The sequence below is a fragment of the Halovibrio salipaludis genome, assembly GCF_002286965.1.
Lineage (GTDB): Bacteria > Pseudomonadota > Gammaproteobacteria > Pseudomonadales > Oleiphilaceae > Halospina > Halospina salipaludis.
Genome location: NZ_NSKD01000001.1, coordinates 304035 through 321636 on the forward strand (window position 1 = coordinate 304035; position 17602 = coordinate 321636).

Annotated in this window: 15 protein-coding genes; 3 read left to right on the forward strand and 12 right to left on the reverse strand. The window is 63.1% G+C overall.

The window, feature by feature from the left end:
- Positions 1-42: 42 nt before the first annotated feature.
- Both betB and betI read right to left on the reverse strand, forming a co-directional pair.
- Complete coding sequence (gene betB, locus CK501_RS01495; protein WP_095615953.1) at positions 43-1506, reverse strand: betaine-aldehyde dehydrogenase; 1464 nt, start codon at positions 1504-1506, stop codon at positions 43-45.
- Positions 1497-2102 carry a transcriptional regulator BetI gene (betI, locus tag CK501_RS01500; protein ID WP_095615954.1) on the reverse strand — a complete coding sequence of 202 codons (606 nt, stop codon included), beginning with the start codon at positions 2100-2102 and terminating at the stop codon, positions 1497-1499. The genes betB and betI overlap by 10 nt, the downstream gene beginning before the upstream one ends.
- 180 nt (positions 2103-2282) lie before the next feature.
- On the opposite strand from betI, the gene CK501_RS01505 reads away from it, so the two are divergent.
- Positions 2283-4235, forward strand: a complete 1953-nt coding sequence (locus CK501_RS01505; protein ID WP_095615955.1) for a CASTOR/POLLUX-related putative ion channel — start codon at positions 2283-2285, stop codon at positions 4233-4235.
- Between the two features lie 4 nt (positions 4236-4239).
- Here CK501_RS01505 and CK501_RS01510 read toward each other — a convergent pair whose 3' ends face one another.
- Genes CK501_RS01510 through CK501_RS01520 form a run of 3 tightly spaced genes read right to left on the reverse strand, consistent with a single transcriptional unit; the run spans position 4240 to position 7076 of the window.
- Positions 4240-5010, reverse strand: a complete 771-nt coding sequence (locus CK501_RS01510) for an SDR family oxidoreductase (RefSeq protein ID WP_095615956.1) — start codon at positions 5008-5010, stop codon at positions 4240-4242.
- A 21-nt stretch (positions 5011-5031) separates the two neighbouring features.
- Complete coding sequence (locus CK501_RS01515; RefSeq protein WP_095615957.1) at positions 5032-6555, reverse strand: AbgT family transporter; 1524 nt, start codon at positions 6553-6555, stop codon at positions 5032-5034.
- Entirely contained in the window at positions 6552-7076 is a 525-nt protein-coding gene (locus CK501_RS01520; protein ID WP_095615958.1) for a gamma-glutamylcyclotransferase family protein, read from the reverse strand. Before CK501_RS01520 ends, CK501_RS01515 begins: the two co-directional genes overlap by 4 nt.
- A gap of 156 nt (positions 7077-7232) precedes the next feature.
- On the opposite strand from CK501_RS01520, the gene CK501_RS01525 reads away from it, so the two are divergent.
- Positions 7233-7835 carry a methyltransferase family protein gene (locus CK501_RS01525; RefSeq protein ID WP_095615959.1) on the forward strand — a complete coding sequence of 201 codons (603 nt, stop codon included), beginning with the start codon at positions 7233-7235 and terminating at the stop codon, positions 7833-7835.
- 12 nt (positions 7836-7847) lie between these two features.
- Here CK501_RS01525 and CK501_RS01530 read toward each other — a convergent pair whose 3' ends face one another.
- Together CK501_RS01530 and CK501_RS01535 are read right to left on the reverse strand one after the other, a co-directional pair.
- Positions 7848-9476, reverse strand: coding sequence for a methyl-accepting chemotaxis protein (locus CK501_RS01530; RefSeq protein WP_095615960.1), 1629 nt, complete (start codon positions 9474-9476; stop codon positions 7848-7850).
- Positions 9477-9578: 102 nt separating this feature from the next.
- A complete protein-coding gene (locus tag CK501_RS01535) occupies positions 9579-9938 on the reverse strand; it encodes a DUF6164 family protein (protein ID WP_095615961.1) in 360 nt (119 codons plus the stop codon).
- Positions 9939-10009: 71 nt separating this feature from the next.
- Here CK501_RS01535 and CK501_RS01540 point away from each other — a divergent pair, with 71 nt between their 5' ends.
- Complete coding sequence (locus CK501_RS01540) at positions 10010-10840, forward strand: TatD family hydrolase (RefSeq protein WP_095615962.1); 831 nt, start codon at positions 10010-10012, stop codon at positions 10838-10840.
- 126 nt (positions 10841-10966) lie between these two features.
- Here CK501_RS01540 and CK501_RS01545 read toward each other — a convergent pair whose 3' ends face one another.
- The 5 genes from CK501_RS01545 to CK501_RS01565 all read right to left on the reverse strand — a co-directional run bounded on the left by CK501_RS01545 (position 10967) and on the right by CK501_RS01565 (position 17580).
- A complete protein-coding gene (locus CK501_RS01545) occupies positions 10967-11287 on the reverse strand; it encodes a DUF2288 domain-containing protein (protein ID WP_095615963.1) in 321 nt (106 codons plus the stop codon).
- 251 nt (positions 11288-11538) lie between these two features.
- Complete coding sequence (gene acnA, locus CK501_RS01550) at positions 11539-14211, reverse strand: aconitate hydratase AcnA (RefSeq protein WP_095615964.1); 2673 nt, start codon at positions 14209-14211, stop codon at positions 11539-11541.
- Between the two features lie 142 nt (positions 14212-14353).
- Positions 14354-14755 carry an MAPEG family protein gene (locus CK501_RS01555; protein WP_095615965.1) on the reverse strand — a complete coding sequence of 134 codons (402 nt, stop codon included), beginning with the start codon at positions 14753-14755 and terminating at the stop codon, positions 14354-14356.
- Between the two features lie 14 nt (positions 14756-14769).
- Entirely contained in the window at positions 14770-14964 is a 195-nt protein-coding gene (locus tag CK501_RS01560) for a CPXCG motif-containing cysteine-rich protein (protein WP_095615966.1), read from the reverse strand.
- 6 nt (positions 14965-14970) lie between these two features.
- Entirely contained in the window at positions 14971-17580 is a 2610-nt protein-coding gene (locus tag CK501_RS01565) for an EAL domain-containing protein (protein ID WP_095615967.1), read from the reverse strand.
- Between the last annotated feature and the right edge of the window lie 22 nt (positions 17581-17602).

The following is a 17602-nucleotide window of genomic DNA, read 5'->3' on the forward strand; positions in this document are numbered from 1 at the left end:
GGATCCCCGCCCTTGCCTGCTATAGGATCAGCAGGCGCCGGTTCAGAACGGTGCCTCAATATCACCCATTCCAACGTAAACGGATTTGAGCTGGGTGTAGTGGTTGATGGTCGCCGCGCCGTTCTCGCGGCCGATGCCGGACTGCTTGTAGCCGCCCACCGGCATCTCCGAGGGGGATTCGTTGTAGGCGTTGATCCAGCAGATGCCAGCCTGGATCTGGTGGATGACCCGGTGGGCTCGCTTGATGTCCCGGGTGAAGACGCCGGCGGCCAGGCCATACTGGGTGTTGTTGGCACGGCGGATGACGTCGTCTTCGTCGCGGAAGGTCAGCACGCTCATGACCGGTCCGAAGATCTCTTCCTTCACGATCGTCATGTCATCAGTGCAGCCAGTGAAAACGGTGGGGGCGACGAAGTAGCCGCCTTCCGCGCCGGCCGGGGACAGCTCCTCGCCGCCGCAGGCCAGCGTGGCGCCTTCCTCGATACCCTTGCGGATGTAGTCCATCACCAGATCCCTGTGGCCACTGGAAATCAACGCGCCCAGATTGGTCTCCGGATCCAGCGTGTCGCCGGCGATGATGTTATTACGTGTGCGCTCGAGGACTTTCTCGATAAAGGTCGGGTACAGGTCCTCATGCACGAAAACGCGGGTGCCATTGGTGCAGATCTCGCCCTGGGTGTAGAAGTTCGCGAGCATGGCGGCGGAGACCGCGTTATCGATTTCCGCGTCGTCGAAGATGATCAGCGGTGACTTGCCGCCCAGTTCCATGGTGACTTCCTTGAGCGTGGTAGCGGCGCCGGCCATGACTTTCTTGCCGGTGCCCACTTCGCCCGTGATGGAGACCTTGTCGATGGCCGGCTCATGGCTCAGCCAGCTGCCAACCTCACCGGCGCCCTGCACGACGTTGAACACGCCCGCCGGCATGCCTGCCTCAATGAAGACCTCTGCCAGCTTGAGCGCGCCCAGCGGGGTTTCCTCGGACGGCTTGAAAATCATGCTATTGCCACAGGCGAGCGCCGGGGCGGACTTCCAGCAGGCGATCTGCAGCGGGTAATTCCAGGCACCGATGCCGGCGCACACGCCCAGCGGCTCGCGCCGGGTGTAGTAGAAGTCGCCGCCCAGGTCCTGCTGATTGCCTTCCAGCGCGGGTGCCAGGCCAGCGTAGAATTCCAGTGAGTCGGCACCGGTGTTCACATCCACCTCGCTGGCTTCCTGCCACGGCTTGCCGGCATCGAGCACTTCGATCCTTGCGAGCTCATCGTTACGCTCGCGCAGCAGCGCCACCGCCCGGTTCAGGATGCGGGCCCGCTCCATGCCGGTCATGGCTGACCAGGCGGCGAAGCCTTCACGGGCGCTTTCCAGCGCGGCCTGGCGCACGCGTTCGTCCGCCACCTCCACTTCATAGATCACCTCGCCAGTGCCCGGGTTGACCACCTCGAAGGTTTCACCGGTGCTGTTGGCCATGGGTTGGCCGGCCACAAAGTTCTGATAGCGGGTCAGTGACATGGTTCGACTCCGTGCTGTGTCAGTATGTCGTTAATGAATGCCTGGCAGAGTTTCTCGCTCTCACGAAAGCCCTCTTCCTGGTCAGGCCAGAGAGCACTGCGCAGCCAGAACCCGTCGATCAGTGCGGCGGTCTGCTTCGCGGCGCTCCGGGCCGCCTCTACCGGCAACAGCTGCCTGAATGAATAGCAGAGGTTGCTGTAGAGGCGGCGGTTGTTGATGTGCTGCAGGCGCGCCAGCCCCGGTTCATGCATCGCCCGCGCCCAGAAACTGAGCCAGGTGCGCGTAGCGGCCGTGGACCGCTGGAAGTCACTGAAGTTGGCTTCCACGATCGCCACCAGCCTCTGCTGGGGCGTGAGCGTTCCGGCCCCGGTGTGCTCTATCAGCGCGAGCTTGAGCTCCTCAAGCAGCTGGCGAAGCGTGGCCTCGATCAGCGCCTGCTTGCCGCCGAAGTAATGGCTGATCAGACCGGACGACATCCCGGCGGTACGGCTGATGGCCCCGATGGTGGCACTCTGTAGCCCCAGCTCACCCACCACTTCAAGGGTGGCTTCAATAAGCTGGCGCCTGCGTTCTTCCTGGACTCCGACCTTGGGCATATATTGATTAACCGTTCAATTAAAATAAGGATAGCCTGCTGATCGCCATTATTCAACAGGCGCGTGAGAGGTTGATGGTAACCGAACAACAGAAACCTTTCAGATCAGCAGCCTGCCGACAGGATGCATTTTCGGATTTCCGCTACACTGGCGACAGCACGCGACGCCACCAGGAGGTCCATGACCCCGCTGCGATTCATAGACCGGCTCAAGTTCTTCCTTGAACGCCAGCTCATCCGAGGCGCATTCTTCCAGCTGATGGTGGTTGGGCTGCTTATAGCCCTGATCTCGCTGATCGGTGGTCTGCTGGTGCTGCCCCTGAAGGGGGGCTTCTCGGGCCTGGGCGAAGCGCTCTGGTGGGCGTTCCTGCGGCTGACGGACCCAGGGTATCTGGGCGATGATCAGGGCAGCTGGCGGCGGGTGGTTGCCACGCTACTGACCATCAGCGGCTATGTGGTGTTCATGGGCACCCTGGTGGCCATCATGACCCGGTGGCTGATCAGCGCCATGACCAATCTGGAACGCGGGCTCACGCCGGTCTCGCTGAAGCACCATATTGCCGTTCTGGGTTGGACCAGCCGCACCCTGCCCCTGATCACCAAGCTGCTCAGCACCACTGGCCGGATGCGGCTGTTCCTTCACCGCAATGACACCAGACGCCTGCGACTGGTGGCGCTGGCCGAGGAAGTCTCCGCCAGCCGGGAGCACCAGCTGCGCAGCGAGAGCGGCGTCGGCCGCCGTGCCCGGCAGGTCATTCTGCGCTCCGGTGACCCGCTCCAGTCCGAGGCACTGCGCCGGGTGGCCTGCCTGGATGCGGCAGCGGTCATCATTCCCGGCAGCACGCAGGCCACAGACAGCCTTCTGAACGCGGATACCGAGACCATCAAGATCCTTCTCACCATCGCAGCCCAGGCCAAGGACCAGCGCCGGCCGCTGCCCTATGTGGTGGCGGAACTGCAGGATCCGCGCCGCGAGCGCATTCTCCACAGTGCCTATGGTGGAGACCTGGAACTGGTGGCCGGGGACGCCACGCTCAGCCGCTTCATGGTCCAGACACTGCGCCATCCGGGTCTGGCCGAGATCTTCCAGGAGATGATGATCCTGCCCGATGGCAATGAACTCTACATACGGTTCCAGGACGACTGGGCCGGTGAAACCCTGGCCAGCCTCGACAGCGGGCGGCCCAGCGCGATCGTACTGGGCGTACTTGAGCAGGCGGACAGTGACTGGGTGGTCCACATGAATGCGCCGTCCGAACAACGCCTGCGCGAGGGCGACGGGCTCATCCTGATGGCGCGGCGTTTCGAGGATAGCAATCCGGTACGTGGTCAGACCCTGGAGCCACTGCATCGGCCACCGCTCAATGAGGTGGAGAGGCCGCCCTCCCGTCACCGGCGCATCCTGATCCTGGGCTGGAACCACAGGGTGCCGGCACTCCTGCAGGAACTGGACAGCTACCCGGGCGAAACGGCGGACATCACAGTGGCCTCGTTCTGGCCCGTGGAAGACCGCCAGAACATGATCAACGGCTATGTGCCCGAACCTGGACGCGTCAGCTGCCAGCACGTGAAGACGGACTTCCTGATGGAGGGGGAGATTGCCCGACTGGCACCCGAACGCTATGACACCGTCATGCTGTTGACCAGTGACCGCATGGGCAGCAACGAGGAAGCGGACGCCCGGGCCATGGTGGGCTACCTGCAGCTCCAGGATCACCTTCAGCAGGCGGGGACGTGGCCGCAGATCCTGCTGGAACTCACTGACCCGCACAATGAGGCCCTGCTGCTGGCGCGGAACAGTGAGATCTTCCTCAGCCCCGTGATGCTCAGCCACCTGCTGGCCCAGGTCGCCCTGCGCCGGGAGCTTCGCCTGGTGTATGACGAACTCTTCACCCAGGGCGGTGCCGAGATCGGCTTCCGTGCGCTTCCCGCGGAGCTTCTGGCAGCCGACACGGACTTCCGGGCGGTGGCAAAGTGGGTTGCCACCAGCGGCGAAACCGCCCTTGGCATCCACCGTGCGCAACCAACCCCGGAAGGGCGCCACCTGACCCTCAACCCGGATCCCGGAGAACCCCTGAACCTGTCAGCGGGGGACCAACTGGTGGTGCTGGGACGCGAGCCGGAAAGGCACTGACCCCTCAGCGCCCCCAGAACCGCTTCATGATGCGGCGTGTGACCGCGGTCGGCATGGCCCCGGAGGTGGACCAGAGCCCTTTCATCGGGAGGGAAACCGGGTGGTGCACACCGCGCCCGCCCCGGGTTACGGCCCACACCTGGGCGGCGACATCCTCCGCGCCCAGATTCACCCCCATACCGTCGAACATACCGGATACGGCCCGGTTGGCGTTCACCATCCCCGTGGCGACGAAAGGCGGCATCAGGTCACAAACACGGATGTCGTACTCCTGCCATTCAATGTCCAGCGCCTCGGTCATGGCGCGCACCGCATGCTTGGTGGCGGAATAGGACGCGAAGTCCGGCGTGCCATGGATCGCAGAGGCCGAACTCATGTTCACCACCTGGGCGCCGGGCGTATCACGGAGCCAGGGGAACGCGGTATGGAGGACGTTCAGAAGCCCGGTCAGATTCACGTCCACCTGTGCCCTGTGGTCCTCCAGTGGAATCGCCTCAAAGCGCCCGACCCGCAGAATGCCGGCGTTGTTGTGCAGTACATCCAGCTGGCCCTCGGTGCGCGCGGCGAAACCCGCGAGCGCCTGGCGTACCGAGGCGGCATCCGTCACATCCATGACATGGACACTGCAGTTGGCCTCACCCAGTCCCTCCTGAAGGGTCCGCAGTGCCGCCTCGTCCCGATCCGCGGCTCCCACGAACCAGCCCTTCCCGGCAAACAGCTGGGCCGTGGCACGGCCGATGCCAGCGGCTGCCCCGGTGATGAAGATCGTCTTCATGGTTCTCTCCCTGTGTCAGCGTCAGCCGAGTATAACCGGGGCCCCCGGGCCCGGCGGAATGCCCAGAGCGACCCAGACCGCCAGTAATAACGGCCATACCACGGCAAAGGCGATCGCATAGGGGAGCATCAGCGCCATCAGGGTGCCGATGCCTGCCTCGGGCCGCCAACGCTGCACAAAGGCAAGGACAATGACCCAGTAGGGATTGAGGGGCGTGATGATGTTGGTCACCGAATCCCCGATGCGGTAGGCCGCCTGGGTCAGTTCCGGGCTCAGGCCCGCCTGCATCAGCATGGGCACGAACACCGGGGCCAGGAAGGCATACTTGGCGGAAGCGGAACCGATGAACAGGTTCGCCAGCATGGCGATCAGGATGAAGCCGACCGCCAGCACCGGCGCGGGTACAGCCAGGGAGGCCAGCCACTGGCCACCGGTAATCGCCAGCAGCAACCCGAGCTGGCTGTAGTTGAAAGCCTCGATGAACTGGGCCGCGACAAACGCCAGCACAATATAGGGCGCCAGTGCGGCAATGGTGGCCGACAGCATTTGCGCCACATCGTGGTTACTGTTCAGGGTACCGGCCGCGAATCCGTAGGCCAGGCCGGGCAACAGGAACAGGATCAGCAGCAGCGGCACCATGGCCTCGACCCAGCGGGCGAAGTTCTCACCCTCGCCGTGGAGTGGCGCCCCGGGAACCAGCACCGCTGCCAGTACCAGGGCCAGGGTAATCCCGAATACGATCCCGGCATGGCGCAGCCCGCGCCCGGGGTCTGCACCCAAACCGTTATCCGCCCGGCTCTCCTGCGCCCCGGCAAGCTCAACGCCGGCCTGCCTGGGTTCCACGACCCGGGCGGTGACCCACCACCCGACCAGTGCCAGCACCAGGGTGGAGACAATCATCAGCCACCAGTTGGCCGTGACCGCGACCGCGTAATCGGGATCCAGTATGCGCGCCCCCGCCTCGGTCAGACCCGCCAGCAATGGATCCAGGGCCGTGATCACAAGGTGAGCACTGAACCCGGCGGAGACCCCGGCAAAGGCCGCTGCCAGCCCGGCCAGGGGCGAGCGCCCCGCCGCGTGGAAAAGGATCGCCGCCAGCGGCGGCAGCACCACGTAGCCCGCATCCAGGGTGACCGAGGACAGAATCCCCAGCAGGACCACCATGGGCGCCAGAAGCGCACGGGGTGTCAGTCTCAGAAGCCGGGCAAGCAGCGCTGGCAGCAGGCCGGAGCGCTCCGCCACGCCAATCCCCAGCATGGCCACCAGCACCAGCCCCAGGGGCGGGAACTGCATGAAATTGTCCACCAGGTGCGAGAGCAGCCACCAGAGGCCATCACTCTCAAGCAACCCTCGGGCCTGCACCAGTTCGCCCTCGCCGGCCGCGCCCGCGGGCTTGCGCACGGACCAGCCCGCCCAGGCGGCCACCTGGGAGAGCACCATGACCAGACCCAGGGCCATGGCGAACAGGGTGACCGGATGCGGCAGGGCGTTGCCCGCCCGCTCGATCCGATCCAGCCAGCGGGTGGAAGAAATCGCGGGTTTCATGTCACGGCCCCATGCGGCAGAACATCCTCCGGATAGATGGCCAGTTCGTTCTGGTGGCGCGCGAAATCCGGATCGTCGTGCGCCGGTGTCCGCAGGATGCCCTCAACATAATCGGCCGGGAATGCATTCTCCCGGGCGCCGATCAGCACATGCGCCCGGTACCAGCTGTAGGGTGTCAGCGAGGCGTCCACATCCGTAGCTGCGTACATCCGCGCCTCCAGGGACTCCCCTTCCGGGGTCCGGGGCCGGATCAACGCCTCCTCATAGCCATTCCCCAGCCCCTCAATCCGGTCCAGGATCGGTTTCTCGCGATCCGGGATGTCGTAGACGACGCCCAGGACCCAGTCACCCGGATCGCCGGTATGCAAGGCATCGCATTTGGCCGAATGGTCCTCGCGGCTGCGCTTGTGGAAGACCAGACGGTGACGGTGCAGCCAGCCAACCGTCAGGAAACGGGATTCCGGAACCCGGGCCTGGAGGCGGCGAATGGACATGTTCGAGCCATAGGCAAAACAGAGCATGATGGAACCTCTCCCGAATACGTACAGTGCCCGAAACTGCCACGGTTACCCGCCCCGGGCAATACATGGAATTGGAAGATCCTATAGGAGCCGGCTGAACCATAGCGTCTTTTCCGGCTAAAATTAGATATAAACCGGACCGGAGACGCACGCGCCATGAGCGCAGAACTGTTCACCCGATGTTTTGTCGCCACCTATTTCCTGTTGATCGGCCTGTTCTTCACCGGGCGGGCACTGGGGCTGAGCGCGCGCACCCGCCACTCCCATATCCATTACGGTCACGTGGGCTCGCGTCCCTGGTGGAACCGCCACATCTTCAATGTTTTCAGGGCCGCGATCCTGCTGGTCAGCGTCCTCCGCATCGGACTGCCGGTGGATCCCTGGCTGGGCATCATCGAGCCACTCTACAACGCGCCGGTACTGTTGTCGGGGGTGGTCCTGCTGTGCGCGGCCTTCACGGGCATCAACTACCTGCAGGCCTACATGCACGAGGACTGGCGCTCGGGGATTGATACTGAAAAACCCCCGAAACTGCTCACCACCGGGCCCTGGTCCCGGAGCCGCAACCCCATGTTCCTGATCATCATGGTGGGGCAGCTCGGCTTTTTCCTGGCACTGCCCAGCCTGTTCTCGCTGGTGTGCCTGGTGGTTGGTGTCGCGGTCCTGAGACGCCAGGCCCTGGCCGAGGAGGCGAGCCTGGACACGTTGCTCGGTGCGGATTACCGCCAGTACCGGGAGCGCGTCCCGCGCTGGTTCTGAAGCGCCCGGGGCTCAGTGCTGCGCCGGCCGGTAGCCCAGCCGGAAGCCACCCCAGTGGGTACCGTTCACGTAGATGGGCACTGACAGGTCGTGCATGATCTCCCCGGTATCCCGCCGGTAGGTCTGCAGCAGCATGTCACGGGTATGGCTGCCACAACGGGCCCCGGTGCGGTCATTGAAGAGGCGTTTGCTGCGGCTCTTCACCAGATCCACCTGGGGATCCCCGGTCGGCTCATGGGCAAAAACGTTGTTATGGGTGGGCACATAGCCATCCGGTGCAGCGGTGATCGCGAAGACAATGGGCTCCAGCGACTCAACCACGGGCTCCTGAATGGCGGGGAGATGCCTGTCGGTAAAGGCGTCGAATGGGCTGTGGTACTTCTGCGGGTCGGTGCCCGGAATCGGGGTGCGCTCTTTGCTGAACAGCTGTTCCCGGGTCAGCTCGCCACGTTCAAGCGCCTGCTCGAAACAGCGCGCAATTTCCGCTGCCCCGGCCCGCGCTGCTTCATAGAAGCGGCGATGGTAGCTTTCGCTGCTGTAAAGCGCGAACTCGGCGTTGGTCTGCTCAGCCAGCTCCATCAGCCTTGACGCCTGCTGCGCCAGCTCGGCAACGGCCTCATCGCTGTCGCGCATCTCATCACGCAGGCTCTCGATGGAGCCGAACATCTGCCCCAGGCTCTCCTCGTTGTGCTGGTCGCCCTCGGCAATCCACCGCACCTGTTCCTCCACCTTCCTTGAGCCGGTGTTGATCTCGTCCAGCTGGTGGCCAACGGCCTCGACCGAATCAAGGCCGTTCTCGACACTGGTGGCCAGCTCCTTGACCCGGGTAACAATGTGGCCGGTGTCCTGCTGTATGGATTCCAGGGTGCTGGACGCCTCTTTGGTCGCCTCCGAGGTACGGCCGGCAAGCTGGCGCACCTCATCCGCCACCACCGCAAAACCGCGACCCTGCTCGCCGGCCCGGGCAGCCTCGATGGCGGCATTGAGTGCGAGCAGGTTGGTCTGCTCGGCGATGCCCTCGATCACCGAGGTCACATTCTGGATGGTTTCGGATTTGTCGTTCAGCGCCTGGATCAGCGACACCGTCTCCGAGGACTGCTCGTGCACCCGCCGGACCTGCTCAATGGCTTCCCTCAACGCGGTCTGACCCTGATCACTGACCTCACTGGCCTGGCTCGCGGCGGACGCCGCTTCCGAGGCCTGCTCCGCGGACTGGCGGATGGTTTCCATGATCTGCCCGGCGTAGTCCGTCATTTGGTTGGTGTTCTCCACCTGGCGGTCGAGACGACTGCGCAGGCGGTCCGCGGCATAGGAAACCTGGGCTGCCGAGACGGCGTTGGCGTCAGCGCCTTCCACCAGCGTCTGCTCCAGTCCCTCACCGGTGCGTGCCTTGCGGAAAATGGAGGGCATGAGCGCCTGCAACAGCGGGTGCTCCGCCTGGGCGTCCGCGTGCGCCTCCACCTGCACACGCTGCAGCAGTGCCATCAGGGGCAGGATTGCGGCGATGGCCCCCAGAGCCCCCGCCAGAAGGAAACGGTACAGTTCCGGCACCGGCAACCAGCTGCATGCCACCGCAACCAGAAGACTCCCGCCGATACCGGCACACGCCCGCAGTACGACCTGTTTCTGAAGCGCCCCCATACCAGCCACCCTTTGTCGGTCTTATTATTCGAGATCTCAGGGAAGGTTAGAACATAACCAGCAGAGGTGCCCTTATACTTTCGGATGAACCGAAAGCGGCGCCTAGAAGGTTATAAAGGGCATCAGCGCCAGGTAGAGGATCACGCCAATCCCGATCAGGGCACCAATGAAAGCCAGGGGGTTGTGCCGGTATCGCTGGGCGGGTGTCTCGGCCTCTCCACGCGCCTGGGCCTCCTGATGTGCGGCCCGGGCCTGCTCGGCGCGCTCGGCCTGGTAGTCGGCCAGCAGCTGCTCCGCTTCCTCGAGCCGTGATGGGTCGTCGAGCCAGATGGCGCCAAAGGACACCATCCAGCGGCTGGGCTCCGTTTCGTAATACGGAATACCCTGCTCCTCGAGAAGCGTTTTGACGTCAATGTATTCGTCCTCGGGCACGTTGCGCAGGTTGAGGAGCAGATGCCCCATGTCAGGACCTCGTCGGTTCCGCTATCATGTGGGTCCATTGTAGCAGGCACCCGTGGTGGAGTTCCGCGCCCATGAGCAAACACAAACGCCGTCCCGTTCCGGTCTTCGAGCATCCGATCATCGAGACCCACTGCCATCTGGACTACCTCCAGGGAGAGCCGGTGGAGGACGTGGTTATGGCCGCCGAGCAGGTGAACATCGAGCGGCTGATCACGATCACTGTCTCGCCGGACAATCTGGAGACCGTCCAGCACCTTGTGGGCGCCCATCCCCGCGTCTACGGCACTCAGGGCATCCACCCCCACCAGGCCGACAACTGGCACGACGGGCTGGATCCGTTCATCCGGGAGGCGATGGCGGCAAGCCCCAAGCGGCTGCTGGCCATCGGTGAGATCGGGCTGGACTACCACTACGATTTCAGCGATCCGGAGACCCAGAAGTCGGTTTTCCGCAAGCAGCTTCAGATGGCGTCGGAGCTGGATAAGCCGGTGGTGATCCACACCCGGGATGCGGATGAGGACACCATGGAGATCCTTAAGGAGTTCGAAGGGTCACTGAAGCAGCGGGGCGTTGTGCACAGCTACACCTCGGGTGAGACGCTGGCACGCTATGCGCTGGAGCAGGGCTGGTACATCGGGTTCAATGGGATCTGCACGTTCAAGAAGGCGGAGAATGTGCGTGAAATCATCGACCTGACGCCGGCGGACCGGATCCTGCTGGAGACGGATTCGCCGTATCTGGCACCGGTCCCGTACCGGGGCAAGGAGAATATGCCGTACTACCTGCCGTTCGTTGGGGAGTTCATTGCCCAGCACAAAGGGCTGGACGTGGAAGAGTTCCTGGCGCAGGCCTACCGGAACAGCGAGGCAGTGTTTTTTCGGAACTCGACGCAGGAAGCGTGAATAGGAGGCGGGGAGGCTTATCCGGGAAACGCTGTAAATACGTCCCTGTACGCTGCTCTTCCGCCATCCATGGCTCCAGAGCTTCCCGTATAAGCCTCCCCGCCTCCTTTCCACGCTCCCCAGACGTCACGAATCCGGCTGCACCAGAACCCAGGGCGCAACAACCAGAGCCCAGACCGTCGCATCCGAATCATGCCACGCCTGCGCCTCATCCGGCTTAACCTCGCCCACGGACCCATCCTGGATCCACTGCTGGAAGCGGGCCTTGTCATCCCGCACCAGTGACAACCCAACCTCGATCAGATCCTGCCCCGGGGCAACGCGCACCACATTGCCTCGGGCGTAGAACCGCTGCAGCTCCACCCAGCCGATCTGGGCCGTCTCCTGGTGGAGTTTGGCGCGGAGTTCGTCGTCGTTTTCAGGTATACCGTCAGTTTCCAATGACATCAGCGTATTCCTATGCGTTTGAAAGCAGGTAATCGGGGAAGCCTTTCAGGGAAGCTCGATCGCCAGGGATGGCGATCGCGCAGCGTCCATGGATGGATTTATAGCGATTCCCTGAAAGGCTTCCCCGATTGCCTGCCACCCAGTACCCCTCAGTCTGATGACATAAGGACAAACAAAAACGGGTGGCCCGAAAGCCACCCGTTTTCCTCGGATCAGCCTCCCGAAGAGGCTAACCCATCAACCGCCATGGATCACTTGGCGATCATGTTGCGCAGCACGTAGTGCAGGATGCCGCCGCTGAGGTAGTAGTTCATCTCATTGGCGGTATCCACGCGGCAGATCACCTCGGTCTCCGTGGTGCTGCCGTCCGGGCGCTCGGCTACGAGCTTCAGCACCTGGCGCGGCTCCAGATTCTCATCCAGACCCTTGATGCTGATCTTCTCCTCGCCGGTCAGACCCAGTGTCTGGCGGTTCTCGCCGTCCTTGAACTGCAGCGGCAGAACGCCCATGCCCACCAGATTGGAACGGTGGATCCGCTCGTAGCTCTCGGCCACGACCGCTTCCACGCCCAGCAGGCGGGTGCCCTTGGCCGCCCAGTCACGGGAGGACCCAGTGCCGTATTCCTTACCGGCGATCACGACCAGCGGCGTACCCTGCTTCTGGTACTCCATGGCCGCGTCGTACATCGCCATCTGCTCGCCGGTGGGCACGAACTTGGTGAAACCGCCCTCGACGCCGTCCAGCATCTCGTTCTTGATGCGGACGTTGGCGAAGGTACCGCGCATCATCACTTCATGGTTACCACGGCGCGAGCCGTAGCTGTTGAAGTTCTTGGGATGCACGCCCTTCTCCTGCAGGTACTTGCCTGCCGGGGAATCCGGCTTGATGGAGCCGGCCGGGCTGATGTGGTCCGTGGTGATGGAGTCACCGAACAGCGCCAGGATGTTCGCACCCTCGATGTCCTTCGGCGGCTGCAGCGGCTTCTCAATGCCCTCGAAGAACGGCGGGTTCTTCACGTACGTGGACTCGTCGTCCCACTGGTACGTCTCGTCCTTGCTGAACGGAATGCCCTGCCAGACTTCGTCGCCCTTGAAGACATCCGCGTATTCCTTGCGGAACATCTCGTCGTCGACCTTGGACACTTCGTGGGCGATCTCCGCATTGGAGGGCCAGATGTCCTTCAGGTAGACCGGGTTGCCACTCTGGTCGTTGCCCAGCGGCTCGTTCTCCAGGTCGACACGGGTAGTGCCGGCCAGAGCGTACGCCACAACCAGGGGCGGTGACGCCAGCCAGTTGGCCTTCACGTCCGGATGCACACGGCCCTCGAAGTTCCGGTTACCGGAGAGCACGGAGGAGACCTGCAGGCCACCTTCGTTGATGGCTTCGCCGATTTCGTCCATCAGCGGGCCGGAGTTACCGATGCAGGTGGTGCAGCCGTAACCGACCAGGTTGAAGCCGAGCGCGTCGAGCTCTTTGCTCAGGCCGGCGGTATCCAGGTAATCAGTCACAACCTTGGAGCCGGGTGCCAGCGAGGACTTGACCCAGGGCTTGCGGTCCAGGCCCTTCTCACGGGCGTTCTTGGCCACCAGGCCGGCAGCCATCAGCACGCTCGGGTTGGAAGTGTTGGTGCAGGATGTGATCGCGGCGATCACCACGTCGCCGTGGCCGAGGTCGTAATCCTGACCCTTGACCGGTACGCGTTTGTTCTTGTCCTGAACACCAGCGTCATCCAGCAGCTTCTCAAAGGTCTGCTTCATGGCCGGCATGTCGACCCGGTCCTGGGGCCGCTTCGGGCCGGCCAGGGAGGCCTTGACGTCGCCCAGGTCGAGCTCCAGCGAATCGCTGAACTTGGGCTCGGGCTTGCTGGAATCGCGCCACATGCCCTGGGCCTTGCTGTAGTCCTCGACCAGCTTGATCTGCTCGTCGCTGCGGCCGGAGAGCTTGAGGTAGTTCAGGGTCTCGTTATCGACCGGGAAGAAGCCACAGGTCGCACCATACTCGGGCGCCATGTTGGAGATGGTCGCGCGGTCGGCCAGCGGCAGGTTGTCGAGACCGGGGCCGTAGAATTCGACGAACTTACCAACCACGCCCTTCTCGCGCAGCATCTGGGTCACAGTCAGTACCAGGTCAGTGGCGGTCACGCCTTCCTTCATGGAACCGGTCAGACGGAAACCGACCACTTCCGGGATCAGCATGGAGATCGGCTGACCCAGCATCACGGCTTCCGCCTCGATGCCGCCAACACCCCAGCCCAGGATGCCCAGGGCATTGATCATGGTGGTGTGGGAGTCGGTGCCGACCAGGGTATCCGGGTAGACCTGGGTCTCGCCGTCCTGCTCCTTGGTCCAGGCGACCTTGCCCAGGTACTCCAGGTTGACCTGGTGGCAGATGCCGGTGCCCGGCGGAACCACGCGGAAGTTATCGAATGCTTCCTGGCCCCAGCGCAGGAATTCGTAACGCTCGCGGTTCCGCGTCATCTCGATGTCGACGTTGGCGCGGAAAGCGTCGGAAGTGGCGTACTGGTCGACCATCACTGAGTGGTCGATGACCAGGTCCACCGGCGACAGCGGGTTGATCTTCTCGGGATCGTCACCGGCCTTCTTGACCGCGTCACGCATGGCGGCAAGGTCCACGACACCGGGTACGCCGGTGAAGTCCTGCATCAGAACACGCGCCGGGCGGTACTGGATCTCACGGCTGGAAGAGCGGTTCTTCAGCCAGCCGGCAATGGCTTCGACGTCATCCTTCGTCACGGTCTCATTGTCTTCGTGACGCAGCATGTTCTCGAGCAGAACCTTGAGTGAAACCGGCAGCTGCTGCAGGTCACCGAGATGCTTCTCGGCTTCCGGCAGGCTGTAGTACCGGTACTGTTTGCCGCCAGACTCGAGGGTCTGGGCGGTCTTGAAACTATCGACAGGCGACATGGCATCCTCCCTATGTAGGGTTATTCGACGGGCCGATTATACCAGACAGCGGTTATTCAAGCGGCCCGGATCGGTGGCGGATTGTACTGGAAATGAACAGAGAACTGTAGGTGTAACCCGAGATCGGTTACGGGGGGTCAAATCAGTAACGGATGGTCAGCACGTTGTACACCAGCAGACCACAGGCGCCAAGCAGCGCCAGCCAGGTGCCCGCAACGCCCGCCGCGCGGGCCGCATGCCAGCGTCCCTGGGCTTCGTGCATGCCCCAGGCGTGGCCGATCCGGCTCACCAGGAAAAGCCCTCCCACGGTGTGCAACGCGGCATAGGCCACCCCGTTCATCTCCGCAATGAACATCAGCACCAGCATCAGCGGCATGGATTCGATGTAGTTGCCGTGGATGCGCGAGGCCACATTCAACTGCTGGTGCCCGCCATCACCGACCCCCACTCCCAGCTGCTGGCGCAACGCCACGACACGCCACACGAGAATCAGTTTCAGGACCACAAAGACAACAGCGTAGAAGGCAGTCGCGGGTGCGAGCATGGAGTCTCCTCGGTTCAGGCGTTTTCGGGCATGGCATCCACTGCTGGCTGGCCGGTCTCGGGGTCTACAGAGACGGTAAGCACCAGCGGCTGACAGCAGACGAAGCAGTCCTCCACATACGTCTGGTCACCCAGGGAGCAGTCGACCAGAACATCGATCACCTCCCCGCAGCAGGGACAGGGCACGGGTACCGTCTCAGTCAGCGCCATAGGGCCTCAGCCTCCTGAACCGCTGGTGTAATACCAGGTCGACAGCCAGCCGGCGACGTGTGCCTCCGGCATGGGCCTGCTGAGATGATAGCCCTGCATGATATCGCACTGCATGTTACGCAGCAGCTGCGAGGTGTCATCACTTTCCACGCCTTCGGCGACCACTTCGAAGCCAAGATCATGACACATGTTGATGGTGGTGCGCACGATGGTGGCGTCCTCCCGGTTGGCATCCATCTCCCGCACAAAGGAACGGTCGATCTTGATCTCGTGAACCGGCAGCTTGCGGATATAGGACAGCGAGGAATAGCCGGTGCCGAAATCGTCGATGGCGAGGCGGATACCGGCGTCATAGAGACCGCGCAATGCCTGGAGGGCGTTGACTGGATTAACCATGGTGGCGGTCTCGGTCACTTCCAGGATGAGCCGCCCGGTGGGCAGTCCATGGCGCTCGAGCAGTTCCTGCACCAGCTCCGCGAACGCCGGTTCTTCCAGATTGCGTGCAGAAATGTTCACCGCCATGCGCACGGGATAGCCGGCCCCATCCATGGCGGCCCCGAAGAGCAGGGCTCGATCCAGCACCCACTGGGTCAGCGGCTGGATCAGGCCGGTCTGCTCCGCCATGGGGATGAATTCATCCGGGGGTATGAAGCCGTGCTCCGGGTGGTTCCAGCGCAGCAGCACCTCAAAGCCGCACACCTCCCCGGAGCTCAGCCGTACCTGGGGCTGGAAGTACAGCGCCAGGCTGTCCTCCCTGATGGCCCGGCGGAGCTCGGTCATCAGGGTCAGGCGGCGCTCACTGTAAGGGTTCATGGACTCGGTATAGGTCGCCACGTGGCTGACGCCGCTTTCGGCCTGATCAAAGGCGATGAAGGCATGGCGGAGCAGGGTGGTGATGTCACCGCTGTCCTCCGGATAGAAGGAACAGCCACCAACCATCCGCATATCCAGGCTCAGCCCACGGAACTCCATCGGCTGGCGCAGCGCTTCCACGAGCGCCTCCATCTGGCCCTGCATGGCCTCGGTCTCCCGCGGATGGAAGGCGCAGGCGAAGGTGATGCCCTCCACATGCGCAACGGCACAGGGGCTGCCACTGATGTCCTCGATGATGACCGAATCCGGGAGGCCCAGGACCACCTCATTCATCCGCCATGCCAGCTGGTACAGGAGCTGGTCCGCGTTTTCATGGCCCAGGGTCTTGTTGATGTCGTCAAAACCCCGGAAATGGATCAGCACCAGCGCCAGGCTGCAGTCCCGCCGATGGTCCACACGCTCAGTGCACCCGCCCAACACCACCTCCAGCAGATTGCGGCCCGGCAGCCCTGTCAGGCCATGGTGCCGCGCCTGCTCCAGCAGGCTCTGCTCCATGGATTCGCGTTCTTCTATGGCCTGCAGACGGGCACGCTGCTCATAGCTGAAGCGCTGCCCCATCGCGAACGTCAGCACCAGCGCCTGGGAGACCGCCCCCAGTTCCACGCCATAGCGTGTCAGGAAGTTGGAGGGCACCAGCCCCGTCACCAGCAGTATCCAGGCCATCGACCCCACCAGCAGCATGATCCAGGCCCCCATGAAGTACCGGGCAGCCCGGTGCCCCTGGATCATCATTGCAAGGCCGATGAGGAACATGATGAGACTCACCATGCCCGCCAGCACCACGGACAGCCGGGTGGACAGGTCATAGCTTATGAAGAGGGCTGCCACTGTATTCAGTGCCGTGACAATGGTCAGGCCATGGAAGACATTCCGCCGGAAACGCATCTCAGGCGTAATGTTGAGAAAGGTCCGCGCAAACAGGCTGAAAAAGAGAGCGATCATGGCGGAGGACACCAGGGTCACCCGCTCATTGATCTCCGGATAGGCCGGGTAGAGAAACTGGAAGGCCATGCCATGGAGGCTGGCCATGAGCACCAGAAGCGTGGCATTGGTCAGCACATAGTAGAGGTAGCTGCGTTCACGCAGTGCACCGTAGAGGAAAACATTGAAGGTGATGATGATCAGCAGCATGCCGTAAAACATGCTGCGGCCCACCATGTCCGTCTCATTCACCTCAAAGAAGGTCTCCGGCTCCCACAGCATCATCGGAACCTGATGGGAACCGGACGTCCTGACCCGGAGATAGATCCGGCTCTGTGACTCCGGCTCGAGTTCCATCGGCAGAACGAAGGTCCGGTGCCTCATGGGTCTGGACTCGAACGGGTAATGATCCCCGGTCAGATGGCTTTCGAGAATGTCCCCATCACGCACCCGGTAGAACTCTATATGATCCAGCAGCGGGTACCGGATCTCCAGAAGCCGCTCAACCGGCTGTTCAAGCGGGTTTTCCAGCCGCATCCGATACCAGTGTGTCCCCGCGGTATAACCGAAGTTAGCCACGTCGCCCTCCACCGGCGACCACTCCGGACTGACGTCCCCGGCGAGAATGGCGGGCATGGCGACAGAGCGGTCGGTTGGCTCAGGCCAGTACTCGAGGCTGTGGGTAGGGTTCTGGCTGGTGGTGCCGGGCAGTACCGTAACCGCGCCCGCGGCAGACAGGCTCGCAAGCACAAGCGCCAGCACGAGCACCGCTCCAACGGCGCCCCGGCATGCAGTCCAGATGTGCAATGCGACCCTGCCCATGGATACTCCTGAGCCTGTGTCT